The following is a 12,278-nucleotide window of genomic DNA, read 5'->3' as shown; positions in this document are numbered from 1 at the left end:
ATATTTCCGTTCCACCACTCCACGCGCATGACAATGCTATAACAATAAAAACTGCAATGGGTGGACTTCCCCATCCGGGATTACAAAAGTATGACAATTTTAACTTTTCGTATAGGGAAGAGCTGTCAGTACAGGGGCCTGTTAATGCCGGGAAAGACTATCTTTGCATGGCGATTAACGACCCAATAGTTATAAAATTATGAAGCATTTAAAATCATTGTTCAAAGAACAATACAATCCGGAAAATTTTTTCCTGATTGCCGGTCCGTGTGTAATAGAAGAAGAAGAGCTGCTGATGGAAGTAGCAGAGAAAGTTTCAGGTATCTGCAAACGTCTGTCTATTCCCTATGTTTTCAAGGCTTCCTACCGGAAGGCCAACCGTACGAGCGTACATTCATTTACCGGTATTGGTGATGTAGAGGGGCTGGAACTGTTGCAGAAAGTAGGCAAAACATTCAACGTACCTGTTACTTCTGATATCCACTCCGCTGCCGAAGCCGCCATGGCCGCAGCTTATGTGGACGTATTACAAATCCCGGCCTTCCTTTGCCGTCAGACAGACATTCTGCTGGCCGCAGCGGAGACAGGAAAAGTAGTCAATGTGAAAAAAGGTCAGTTCCTGAGCGGCGAGTCCATGAAATTTGCCGTAGAGAAGATCAAAGGGGCTGGCAATGAACATATCATTTTAACGGAGAGGGGCACCACTTTCGGTTACCAGGACCTGGTGGTAGACTATCGTAACATCCCGGTGATGAAACACCTGGGACAGCCTGTGGTAATGGACTGTACGCATTCTTTGCAGCAGCCAAACCAGACCAGCGGTGTTACCGGCGGTAATCCGCAGATGATCAGCACCATTGCCAAGGCGGCTATTGCCACCGGTGCTGACGGGCTGTTTATTGAAACCCATCCGGAGCCTTCCCGTGCCAAATCTGACGGCGCCAACATGCTGCGGCTCGATCTGCTGGAAGAACTGCTGGAAAAACTGGTGGAACTGCGTAAAGTAGCGGTGAAATTATAGGCGCTTGCTTCCCCTTGTTGTTTTGGGCTGTTTTATGTAAATTCATGAAACACTAAAAACAGCTCACTATGATCAGTTTACACCATTTAAAAACCGGAGATACGGTGATTACCAATTACGGCGGTGTAGAGAAACCGGGGAAGATCCTACAGGTGGATCATGAGGACAAAAAAGTGCTTGTGGCCACCGATAATGACACGAATGAGTTTTGGTACGATCTCGACAGCCTGTACTCTATTCCGTTGGACGAGGCGACTTTACTCAGATTGCAGTTCCATCTGGACAATAACCAGTCCGGTAATGGCAAAGGCAAGCTGTATGTGCGGGGACCGTTCTCCGTGCGTATTCATGAGCCAGGCAATCAGCCCGTGCTTCAGTTGCATTATCGCGATGAAACAAGGAACCTGAATGCGCCTATTACGCTGAATGAACTGCAAAACCATTATCATGGTATGACTAATTTCCATCTGGAATAACTACCGGATGAGGCTATACGACAGAGAGGATGTGACCGGTGCGCCGGTTGCGTCCTCTTTGTCTTTTCAGGAACCGGCTTTAAACAAAAGCCGCCTGTATGGGTTTTGCTATAGCGCGGGCCCATTATCAAAATAAATAAATGAGAAAATAATCAGAGGTAACGCAGCGGGTTTCTTCTGCCGTTGAGAATGTAATTCTTCATGTTCATCCAGAAGGCGAGGATCATGTAGACGATGACGGGCGATCCCATGGTCAGGAAAGTGGCATAAATGAAAAAGAAGCGGATCCTGGAGGTGGCTACCCCCAGTTTCTCACCGATGGCGGTACATACGCCAAAGGCCTTCCATTCCAAAAAGTCTTTAATCCGGTTCATGTTTCAAATGTATCAAATTTTCGCCGGAAAAACAAGGGCGGCCGTCACTGCCGTAATTTAACAGGAGAGCGGGCGGAGCGGCGCCGGCACCGGTTGTTCCAAACAGGGGCCAAAAACTTAATATAACATTTTTTAACAATTCTTTTAAAGGTGGCGCCCAATTTGCCGGGCTTGTTTTCAGGGTGCCCGGCCGGGTAAAATTCTGCCGGTATCTTCAGTAATTAATTTAAAAACTTGTTGTTTTTAGTTAATTTTGCGAGCAATTTTTAACCGCTCTTAAATTATTTTTTTCCCATGGTGTTTGATATTGACATGATTAAAAGAGTGTATGCGGCACTACCGGGTAAAGTGGAAGCAACCCGTCAGCTGTTAGGCCGTCCGCTCACACTTGCCGAAAAGATTTTATACGCACACTTGTATGCACCAACTACCACGCCTTTTGAAAGAGGCAAATCCTACGTTGAATTTGCGCCGGACCGTGTAGCGATGCAGGATGCGACTGCCCAGATGGCGTTGCTCCAATTTATGACTGCCGGCCGCGAAAAAGTTGCGGTTCCATCCACAGTACACTGTGATCACCTTATACAAGCCAAAGTAGGCGCCACACAGGATTTGGCGGCTGCTGTTGACACTAATAAAGAAGTTTACGATTTCCTTTCTTCCATCTCCGACAAATACGGCATTGGTTTCTGGAAACCAGGCGCCGGTATCATCCACCAGGTAGTGCTGGAAAACTATGCATTTCCCGGCGGTATGATGATCGGTACTGACTCCCACACGCCTAATGCCGGTGGTTTAGGCATGCTGGCTATCGGTGTTGGCGGTGCTGACGCGGTAGACGTAATGGCAGGCCTCCCCTGGGAGCTGAAAATGCCGAAACTGATCGGTGTGAAACTGACCGGCAAAATGAGTGGCTGGACTTCCGCCAAAGACGTTATCCTGAAAGTTGCAGGTATCCTGACCGTAAAAGGCGGTACCGGCGCTATCGTGGAATACTTCGGTGAAGGTGCTGACAGCCTGAGCGCCACTGGTAAAGGCACAATCTGTAACATGGGTGCTGAAATCGGTGCTACCTGCTCCGTATTTGCCTACGACACCAAAATGTCTGATTACCTGAAAGTGACCAGCAGAGCAGAAGTTGCTGCCCTGGCCGATGCAGTGAAAGACCACCTGCGTCCGGACGCTGAAGTGTACGCAGATCCTAAAAAATACTATGACGAGGTGATCGAAATCGACCTGAACACCCTGGAGCCTCATGTAAACGGTCCGTTCACTCCGGACCTGGCATGGCCTATCTCCAAATTCGCTCAGGCTATCAAGGAAAACAACTGGCCTGAAAAGCTGGAAGTGGCCCTCATCGGTTCCTGCACCAACTCTTCCTACGAAGACATCTCCCGTTCTGCGTCCCTGGCCAAACAAGCCATCGACAAACAGCTGGACATGAAATCCGAGTTCACCATCACTCCAGGTTCTGAACTGGTACGTTATACCATCGAAAGAGACGGTCTGCTCTCTACCTTTGACCAGGTAGGCGGTGTAGTGCTGGCTAACGCCTGCGGTCCCTGCATCGGTCAATGGGCCCGTCACATCGATGACCCTAACCGTAAGAACTCCATCATCACTTCCTTCAACCGTAACTTCGCGAAAAGAAACGACGGCCTGGCTTCTACCCACGCTTTCGTAGCTTCTCCTGAAATCGTGACAGCACTGGCCATTGCAGGTGACCTCACCTTCAATCCGCTGACTGACACCCTGAAAAACAAAAACGGCGAAGAAGTGAAACTGGACGAACCTACCGGTTTTGAACTGCCGGTAAAAGGTTTCGCAGTAGATGACGCCGGTTACCAGGCCCCTGCCCAGGACGGCAGCAAGGTACAGGTGATCGTATCCCCTACTTCTGACCGTCTCCAGCTGCTGGAACCATTTGCTGCATGGGAAGGTACCGACCTGAAAGGCCTGAAACTCCTCATCAAGGCAAAAGGTAAATGTACCACTGACCACATCTCCATGGCCGGCCCATGGCTGAAATACCGCGGTCACCTGGACAACATCTCCAACAACATGCTGATCGGCGCGGTAAACGCGTTCAACGATAAAACAGATACCGTTAAGAACTCCCTGACCGGTGAATACGGCGCTGTTCCTGCTACCATGCGTGCTTACAAAGCAGCCGGCGTTGGTGCGGTAGTAGTAGGCGACGAAAACTACGGTGAAGGCTCCAGCCGCGAACACGCTGCCATGGAACCCCGCCACCTCGGCGTTCGTGCTATCCTGGTGAAATCTTTCGCCCGTATCCACGAAACCAACCTGAAAAAACAAGGTATGCTCGGTCTGACCTTCGCTAACAAAGAAGATTATGACAAAATCCAGGAAGATGACACCATCGATATCCTGGGCCTGACTACCTTCGCTCCGGGTAAACAACTCACTGTAGTGCTGCATCACAAAGACGGCAGCACCGATGAATTCGCTGTAAACCACACTTACAACGAACAACAGATCGAGTGGTTCAAAGCCGGTGGCGCGCTGAACGTAATCCGTGCAGAAGCAGCCAAAAACAAAAAATAATTCAACCCCTGGTTGAATCAGATATGTGGAAAACGGGCAGAACATTCTGCCCGTTTTTCTTTTTAAATTGCCCCGGTAAATCATCGCCATATGCCCATTCCTGTTATCTACGATATCTGGACGCGGCTGAATCACCCGTATACTGCTGACACGACGCTCGTTCAACAAACCTTTGCGGACATTCAAACCGCCTATCACGCCCCGGAAAGACATTATCATAACCTCCAGCATATCACCCAGCTGCTGACGCTGCAACACAGCCATGCCGGTCAGCTTACAGCACCAGACGTAGTGCAGTATGCCATTTTCTTTCATGATATCGTATACGACGTGCAGCGGCGGGACAATGAAGAGTGCAGCGCCGTGGCCGCGGTGGAGTACCTTCGGCAAACCAATTTCCCCCCGGAGAAAATTACCGCCGTGGATACGTTTATCCGGGCGACACAGACACATATCAACACCCAAAACGACCTTGACCTGGATTATTTCCTGGACTTCGATCTCCAGATACTGGGAGCTGCCCCGGACAACTATCAGGCATATACGCAACAAATCCGCCGGGAATACAGTATCTATCCCGATACATTGTACCATCCCGGCAGAAAAAAAGTATTACAACATTTCCTGGAGATGCCTGCCATTTACCGGACCCCTGATTTTCAACAACAATATGAAATGCAGGCCCGGCAAAACATACAGGCAGAACTACATAACTTATAACGGAAACAATTGCATATGAAAAGTATCGTCGTTTTTTGCGGTTCCAGCGCCGGCCTTGATCCGGTATACATGGAACAGGCCCGTCAACTGGGCGCAGCGCTCGCGCAACGCAACATCACCCTGGTGTATGGCGGCGCCAAAGTAGGCCTGATGGGCGCCGTAGCAGATGGCGCATTACAGGCAGGCGGAAAAGTAATTGGCGTATTGCCGCATTTCCTTCAACAGAAAGAGCTGGCGCATACCGGTCTCACTGAGCTGGTGCTGGTAGACACCATGCATGAGCGCAAAACCAAAATGAACGAGTTGTCTGACGGCGTTATTGCGCTGCCAGGCGGTTTTGGCACCATGGAAGAATTGTTTGAAATGCTCACCTGGGGGCAACTGGGGCTGCATCAGAAACCTGTCGGCATGCTCAATGTCAACGGCTTCTACGATGCATTGCACCAACTGTCGCAAACCATGACGGAGAAAGGCTTTCTGTCCGCCTCCAGCCGTGACATGCTGCTGTACAGCGATCAGATCGACGAGCTGCTGATGAAGATGGAAGAGTACCGTCCTGCCGAAAAGCCAAAGTGGATCACGCCGGCGCAGAGTTAGTTCATCGTTTCTTTTGTTTCTTTCAGCGCCCTGGTCCTCCACAGTGGTTTCTTCAACTCGAAACGGCGGACCAGGCTCACCCTGAAATTGCCTGTACCGAAAGCCTGATAGGTATTTGGTGCAGGCATTTTGCTACGGGTAGTCATGCCTACGTAGTGGATGCCGGCAAAATAGCGGCTGGAATTGTATCCCAGTGACGCCCTCACCGTATTACTGAACTGAAGCCCCACGCTATGGCTCACATCCCCATTATCGTAATGCAGGCCGGTTTTGGCAGCGCCGATGCCGGTGGTGACTGACAATGACAGGAAAAAATGCTGCCGGTAAACAAACGTGTGCGCATATCCGACATTGGCCGCCAGGCTGGCGATGCCGCTTTTATAATAGTGCTGCTCCCGCAGGAAAGTGGTGTCAGCAATGTTGGAAGGCACGAGCGAAGAGTCGCCCTTTATGTTCGCGAGAAAGAACTCCCCTCCCACAATAAAAGACCCCGCGCTTTTCTTTTGATATTCATTTTGCAGATTGGGCGCGCGGTAAGAGAAACGTTTATCATTAAAGATATACTGTACATTCAGTCCCAGTCCGCGGTTGCGGATATCTGGCCGTTGCGGATAGGGGTTCTGCCGTGCATATTCTTTCCCAAATACCTTCTCCGGGTTAGCGATATAATACCCTTTATAGGACTGACCGTAAAAATCGACCACTAATTTGCGCAGGTAGATATGCGACTGCAGGTCAATATAACGGGTATTGCCATATTTTTCCTTCTCCCTGTTGATAAACGGGAAATTAAACCCCAGGTTGATACCGATAAAGCGGTAGTTGGCGCCTACGCCGATGTTAAAGGGTGTATTGGGGCGGTAGAGTATATCTTTCTTTTGTTTTCTGTCGATGATATCGTACTTGGTGAATTTACGCGAGCCATACAGGCGGAAGGTGATATCTTCCGTATGATCTTCTATATAGGCCGTATCATTCTCTGTTTGCAGCCATTTAAAGAATTTACCCTGGGCCCCTGCACTCATGCATCCACATACCATCGCCAATATTAATATTACAAATTTGGTCATAAGCTTTTTGTCGTTATATATCCACAGGAGGATCAGCCGGGTAATTCAATTACTTCGAGTTGTTCAATACGGCCCTGATCGAGCCGGAACCGCAGCAGGGTTTTTACTTTATGCCATCCTTGCTGGCCACAGGCGCCCGGGTTCATATGCAACAATTGCAGTGCCGGGTCCGGCATTACTTTCAAAATATGGGAATGCCCGCAGATAAAGAGTTTCGGAGGATCTTTTTTTAGCGCCTCCCGGACACCGGGGGCATATTTCCCCGGATAGCCGCCAATGTGGGTCATTAACACCTCCACACCTTCCACAGTAAAGCGGAGCGTTTCGGGGTAACGGATACGGATATCCGCGCCATCGATATTACCATAAACGGCCCTGAAAGGTTTAAAAGCTTCCAGCTGGTCGGCCAGCGCTACATTGCCGATATCGCCTGCATGCCATATCTCGTCCACCTCTTCAAAGTACTTAAATACCTGTGGGTGCAGATAGCTGTGCGTGTCCGACATTAACCCGATTTTTTTCAACGGAAATACTTTATAGCTTTATATGATTATTTTTTATTTTAGTCCTATGCAAAACTCCCCTGTACAAACGATCGCCTGCCTGTTGATATGCTGTCCTGACCGGCCTGGTATTGTAGCCGGTGTTTCTGTCTTTTTTTTCCAACTCGGTGCAAATATACTCGATGCGAGCCAACACAGTACTGATCCACGTGAAGGATTGTTTTTCATGCGGATGGAGATACAGCTGGACATCGCTGACAAAGCAGGGCTGGAGCAGTCTTTCCAGGAAAAAGTGGCCACCCCGCTGGCGATGGAATGGCAGATCCATTACAGCGACCAGCGCAAGAAGATGGCCATTATGGTATCTTCCTATGACCATTGCCTGATGGAGCTGCTATGGCGCTGGCGCAGTGGCGAGCTGGCCGTAGACATACCTGTGGTGATCTCCAATCATACTAAACTGGAAAAAGAATGCACTTCATTGGGCCTTCCTTTCCACTACCTGCCGGTAGATGCCGGCAATAAAGCCGCACAGGAGCAGGCAACCATAGACCTGTTACAGCAGCATGATATTGATTTTACCGTGCTGGCCCGGTATATGCAGATCCTGTCGCCCCGCTTCGTAGGACAATACCCTCAACGCATTATCAACATACATCATTCCTTTTTGCCCGCCTTTGCCGGCGCCCGCCCTTACCTCAACGCCTATACGCGCGGCGTGAAGCTGATTGGCGCCACCGCCCACTATGTCACCAATGAGCTGGACGAAGGTCCTATCATTGAACAGGACGTGGCCAGGGTAAGCCACAAACACGCTGTAGACGACCTGGTGATGCTGGGCCGCGACATAGAGCGGCAGGTGCTCACCCGCGCTGTGAAAGCCCATATTGAAAACAGGGTGATCGTACATGGTAACAAGACAATTGTGTTTTAAGATACCCCTACAGGACATTAAACAAAAAATCCCTGTTGATAAGCATCAGCAGGGATTTTTTGTATATATGATCTTTTGATGTCAGACGCCGGATCATTACTTGTTGATGAACTTCGCCAGTTTCTTTCCGGAAACAGCGTAAGCTTCTTTGATACGTTCGCCGGTATCGAAGTCGAAACCGCCAAATATGCGGCCAGGCGCATTGTCCACGGAGATTTTAGCCACTGTTTTTTTGCTGGCTGTTTCCAGGATGAGCACTTCCGCATCGATATAAGCGTTTTTACGCATCACTCCCACGTTGAAGCCCGGCTCTACGAAAGTGGTGTGGAACACCAGGGTGTATTTGGCACTGGCATAGTTACCTACTTTGGTATCGCTGTTCTCGTTGAAGAGCGACTGAAAGCTGGGCTCAAAACGGTCCTTACGGTCGTTTTTCCAGGCTTTGGCCCAATTATCGCCTTTACCCGCCTCTTTCTGGTTGTATTCCGCTGTTTTCTTCTGGATGTAATCCGCTTCATTGTCGAACTTGCCGACTTTCAGCTGGTCATAGGTAAATTCAACATTCACCTGTTTTTCATTTTTCAGGGCAGACAGATCGCCGTCTATCAGTTTGATTTTCTGCGCTACCGCAGGAAGCCCGATAGTAGCCAGCAAGACAACTGCCGCTATTCTGGGGATGATTTGCATAATCGTGTGGATTTTGCGCAAAACTATGAAAAGCGAAAAGGAAAATCATACGTATTTATACCTGATTTTTCCCGGGCTTCTCCTTTTTTTGTTAACTTTAAGATAATGCTGAAAACCATTCTGCACGAGTATCTGGAGACCGGCTGCGCCACTGTTGTGACCGCGTTTGAACAGCTTCCGCATCCTGCCCGGCGGCAACATGCTATCCATCAGCTGCGGGTAGGGAGTAAAAAGATCCGTGCCCTGCTGGCCGTGGCGAAAGAAATACCCGGTTATCACCTGAAAACACGGTCCCACCTCAGTACGCTCCGGCTGTTACAGGACATTGGCGGTATTTCCCGCGATACCCGCCTGCAGGAACAGTTTCTTACCCATCATGAAAAAACCATCGGCTGGCGTTTTTCCGTAGCGCACCTGTTATTGAAAACCCGGTCAGCCACGGCGGACAATGCACTGACAGCCACCATGGAACGCCTTTCCATCAAAAAACTTTCCCGGCTGCCGGATGCTTTTAAAGAAGCTATTGCGGATATCGATGAAACAGCCGCCATCGACGCCATCATAGCGCATGTGGCTACTATGTACAATGAGACGAAGCTGCCCGAAAGCAAGGCTCCGGCCTCTTCCTGGCATGACCTGCGCAAGCGTATGAAACGGCTCTATTATCAGCTGGGCATCGTTACGCAACTGCCCCATCATACCCGGCAGCACCTGGAACAACTGCAGCATAGCAAAAAAGCAGGAGAGTTGCTGGGCCAATGGCACGACGCCAGCGAACTTTTAGTGTTTATAAAAAACACGGCCACTCATATCAGAAAGGAAAAAATAATGTTGCCGGAAGAAGTGCCACAGCTGATTAAGCTCCTGCAACGGGAGACTAAAGAAAAGCTGGCGGAAAGCGTGAAACATCTACGGATTTTTTGATTTTCGATTTTTTGGTTTTGTGGCTGATAAAAGAGAAGCCCCAAGCGGTTATTATCCGTTTGGGGCTTTGATCTTGTGAAAATCAAAAAATCCATAAATAATTTACTCTTCCCCGCAATACGCCATCAGCGTTTCAAAGATAATAGCGGCGCCCAGTTTGGCAGTACGGTTGTCCTGGTCCAGTGATGGGTTCAGTTCAGCAATATCCACTCCCCTTACTTTTCCGCTGTGCATAATGGCCCTGTAACATTGCAGGAACAGGCCTCCCGGAAGGATGCCGTTGTAAGCGGTGGCGCTTACGCCGGGTGCAAATGCGGCCGCAAAAACATCGAGGCAGGTAGTCAGATACACATGGTCCACCTGACTGAGGAAATGCTGGATAGCCGCCAGCAGCGTGTCTTTATCGTTCAGATGGAAAGCATCAGCGCCCACGTAGGTAGCGCCTTCTTCTCCGGCGATATTAAAAAGCTGGCGCGTATTGCCGTTTTTCTGGATACCGAGGGCGAGGTAGTTAAATGTTTCCTTGTTGTTTTTACAGTCCTGCGCCAGTTGCCAGAAGCCGGTGCCGGAGCTGGGCCCTTCTTCACCCGGAACACGGATATCGAAATGGGCGTCGAAGTTGATCAGTCCGAGGTTACCTTTCTGCCGCACAAATTTGCGGATACCACTGGCATGACCATACGTAATTTCATGACCACCGCCCAGCAGAACAGGCAGGTAACCCGCTGTCAGCAGTGCCTGCACCGCCTCACTGAGCACCAGTTGCGCGTCTTCCAGCGCAGTACCGGCACAAACGATATCGCCGGCATCGAGCAACACGGTGTTTTCCTCAAAATGGGCGGGGAAGTTGGCTATTGCTTTTCTGAGGGCGCCCGGACCATCTACGGCGCCGGTGCGGCCTTTATTACGGCGTACACCTTCATCACAGGCAAACCCGAGGAATGCCACCCCTTTCTGTCCTTTTTGCAGGACAGGGAGCGGTTGTTGCAACAGGTCTGCTGTGCGGACCACCTGATGCCAGCGCAGCAGGTCTGTTTCTGTACCATCGGTACGGCCGGTCCATGTGTCGGGGGCTGTTGGCCGGTAACTATCCTTTGTTATCATAAGATTGAACTAATTCTCCTTTTTTCCACACCTTCGCCGGTTTCATTTTACCCTGATAGTACAGGATGTCCCTGAAATCGGCGGTGGGGTATGCCTGCATATCGGCGGCAAAGCCAGCCAGCAGTTGACCTGTCTCTTTCAGCTGTAGTGCCGGTGCGGCCCTGAAGGTAAGGGCTGCCAATACTTCAGCGGTTGACAGTTTCTCTGCTGCGCTCATCACAGCGGCCTGTACCAGCAGATCGCCCATAGGCGCAGATCCGGGGTTCCAGTCGCTCGCAATCGCCACCGATGCACCAGCATTCAGCAATCTGCGTGCCGGGGCATAATGCATGCCTAAACCAAGCGATGCGCCGGGTAAAACCACCGCCACGGTGTCAGATTTTGCGAGAAGGTCAATTTCATGGTCGCTGCTGGCCTCCAGATGGTCGGCCGACAGCGCGCCTGCCGCTACGGCCACCGCAGCGCCGCCGGCGCTGAACTGGTCTGCATGCACAGTAGCGACAAAACCCAGCTCACGGGCCTTTTGCAGATAGGTCAGTGCCGCTTTCGCAGAGAAAGCCGTTTCTTCGATGAAGATATCCACCCGGTCAGTCAGGGATTCCGCTTTCAGCACGGGCAACAACTCATCGAGCGCCCATTGCAGATATTCCTCTTCCGTACCGGAAAAATCACGCGGTTTCATATGGGCAGCCAGACAGGTAGGCACCAGCGTGGCAGCCGTATGCAAGGATGCCTGCTGAATAGCGCGCAACATTTTCACCTCACTTTCAAAGTTAAGCCCATAGCCGCTTTTCACTTCTATGGTCGTAACGCCTTCCAGCAAATGGCGATTGGCCCTGGCGACCGTATTTTCCACGAGGGTAACAGGATCGGCTAAACGCGTTTTGGTCACTGAGTCCCAGATACCGCCACCGGCGCGGGCTATCTCGAGATAACTTTTTCCGGCGATACGCATCGCATAGTCGCGGTTGCGGGTGCCGTCATAACAGATATGCGTGTGGCAGTCGATAAAGCCGGGCAGCAGTACCATCGGCCTGTCAATGAAAGCCACTTCACAATCAGGATGTTCCTGCAGCAATGTTTTATATGGCCCTATCGCTACAATCCTGCCCGCACTGATCACTACACCACCTTTTTCAATAACGGTCAGCTGTTCGTCCTGCAAGGTGCCTTTCAGCGGTAAGCCACTGAGGGGAAGGATTTGCGAGAAAGGACCCAGTAATATTTTCATGGTGCTTTTATTAATCATGAAATGTTGGGATTTTTTGATTTACGATTTCGGAGTTGGGAGGTTATTGCT

At 50.3% G+C, this 12,278-nt stretch carries 13 protein-coding genes; 7 read left to right on the top strand and 6 right to left on the bottom strand.

Annotation, left to right across the window (positions count from 1 at the left end; all coding sequences use genetic code 11):
- Positions 1 to 199 precede the first annotated feature (199 nt).
- Together kdsA and ACTJJS_RS01625 are read left to right on the top strand one after the other, a co-directional pair.
- Positions 200 to 1,021, top strand: a complete 822-nt coding sequence (gene kdsA, locus ACTJJS_RS01630; protein WP_168869608.1) for a 3-deoxy-8-phosphooctulonate synthase — start codon at positions 200 to 202, stop codon at positions 1,019 to 1,021.
- Between the two features lie 68 nt (positions 1,022 to 1,089).
- Complete coding sequence (locus ACTJJS_RS01625) at positions 1,090 to 1,497, top strand: hypothetical protein (protein WP_440662150.1); 408 nt, start codon at positions 1,090 to 1,092, stop codon at positions 1,495 to 1,497.
- A gap of 152 nt (positions 1,498 to 1,649) precedes the next feature.
- Here the strand turns inward: ACTJJS_RS01625 and ACTJJS_RS01620 are convergent, their stop codons facing one another.
- On the bottom strand, positions 1,650 to 1,871 hold the full coding sequence (locus ACTJJS_RS01620) for a PspC domain-containing protein (protein ID WP_168869610.1): 222 nt from the start codon (positions 1,869 to 1,871) through the stop codon (positions 1,650 to 1,652).
- Positions 1,872 to 2,165: 294 nt separating this feature from the next.
- Between ACTJJS_RS01620 and ACTJJS_RS01615 the strand changes: the two genes are divergently transcribed.
- The 3 genes from ACTJJS_RS01615 to ACTJJS_RS01605 all read left to right on the top strand — a co-directional run bounded on the left by ACTJJS_RS01615 (position 2,166) and on the right by ACTJJS_RS01605 (position 5,756).
- The gene (locus ACTJJS_RS01615) at positions 2,166 to 4,439 is read left to right on the top strand and encodes an aconitate hydratase (protein WP_440662149.1); all 2,274 of its coding nucleotides are present in this window, start codon (positions 2,166 to 2,168) and stop codon (positions 4,437 to 4,439) included.
- A gap of 90 nt (positions 4,440 to 4,529) precedes the next feature.
- On the top strand, positions 4,530 to 5,159 hold the full coding sequence (locus ACTJJS_RS01610; protein ID WP_440662148.1) for an HD domain-containing protein: 630 nt from the start codon (positions 4,530 to 4,532) through the stop codon (positions 5,157 to 5,159).
- Between the two features lie 15 nt (positions 5,160 to 5,174).
- Entirely contained in the window at positions 5,175 to 5,756 is a 582-nt protein-coding gene (locus ACTJJS_RS01605; RefSeq protein ID WP_440662147.1) for a TIGR00730 family Rossman fold protein, read from the top strand.
- On the opposite strand, the gene ACTJJS_RS01600 is transcribed toward ACTJJS_RS01605, so the two are convergent.
- Together ACTJJS_RS01600 and ACTJJS_RS01595 are read right to left on the bottom strand one after the other, a co-directional pair.
- Complete coding sequence (locus ACTJJS_RS01600; protein WP_440662146.1) at positions 5,753 to 6,826, bottom strand: DUF4421 domain-containing protein; 1,074 nt, start codon at positions 6,824 to 6,826, stop codon at positions 5,753 to 5,755. The two genes, ACTJJS_RS01605 and ACTJJS_RS01600, sit on opposite strands and share 4 nt — an antisense overlap.
- A 32-nt stretch (positions 6,827 to 6,858) precedes the next feature.
- Positions 6,859 to 7,332: a metallophosphoesterase family protein gene (locus tag ACTJJS_RS01595; protein WP_262888726.1), complete on the bottom strand. Its 474-nt coding sequence runs from the start codon at positions 7,330 to 7,332 to the stop codon at positions 6,859 to 6,861.
- 64 nt (positions 7,333 to 7,396) lie between these two features.
- On the opposite strand from ACTJJS_RS01595, the gene purU reads away from it, so the two are divergent.
- Positions 7,397 to 8,263: a formyltetrahydrofolate deformylase gene (gene purU / locus ACTJJS_RS01590; protein ID WP_440662145.1), complete on the top strand. Its 867-nt coding sequence runs from the start codon at positions 7,397 to 7,399 to the stop codon at positions 8,261 to 8,263.
- A gap of 96 nt (positions 8,264 to 8,359) precedes the next feature.
- Here the strand turns inward: purU and ACTJJS_RS01585 are convergent, their stop codons facing one another.
- Complete coding sequence (locus ACTJJS_RS01585) at positions 8,360 to 8,950, bottom strand: hypothetical protein (protein WP_168869617.1); 591 nt, start codon at positions 8,948 to 8,950, stop codon at positions 8,360 to 8,362.
- A 105-nt stretch (positions 8,951 to 9,055) separates the two neighbouring features.
- On the opposite strand from ACTJJS_RS01585, the gene ACTJJS_RS01580 reads away from it, so the two are divergent.
- The gene (locus ACTJJS_RS01580) at positions 9,056 to 9,874 is read left to right on the top strand and encodes a CHAD domain-containing protein (RefSeq protein WP_440662144.1); all 819 of its coding nucleotides are present in this window, start codon (positions 9,056 to 9,058) and stop codon (positions 9,872 to 9,874) included.
- A 102-nt stretch (positions 9,875 to 9,976) separates the two neighbouring features.
- Here the strand turns inward: ACTJJS_RS01580 and hutG are convergent, their stop codons facing one another.
- Positions 9,977 to 10,978, bottom strand: a complete 1,002-nt coding sequence (gene hutG, locus ACTJJS_RS01575; RefSeq protein WP_440662143.1) for a formimidoylglutamase — start codon at positions 10,976 to 10,978, stop codon at positions 9,977 to 9,979.
- Entirely contained in the window at positions 10,962 to 12,209 is a 1,248-nt protein-coding gene (gene hutI / locus ACTJJS_RS01570) for an imidazolonepropionase (protein WP_440662142.1), read from the bottom strand. Before hutI ends, hutG begins: the two co-directional genes overlap by 17 nt.
- Positions 12,210 to 12,278 lie beyond the last annotated feature (69 nt).

Origin of the sequence: Chitinophaga sp. 22308 (genome assembly GCF_052045305.1) — a bacterium.
Taxonomy (GTDB): Bacteria; Bacteroidota; Bacteroidia; order Chitinophagales; family Chitinophagaceae; genus Chitinophaga; species Chitinophaga varians_A.
Note: the sequence above shows the minus strand (reverse complement) of the source record. Positions and strands in the feature narration are given on the sequence as shown.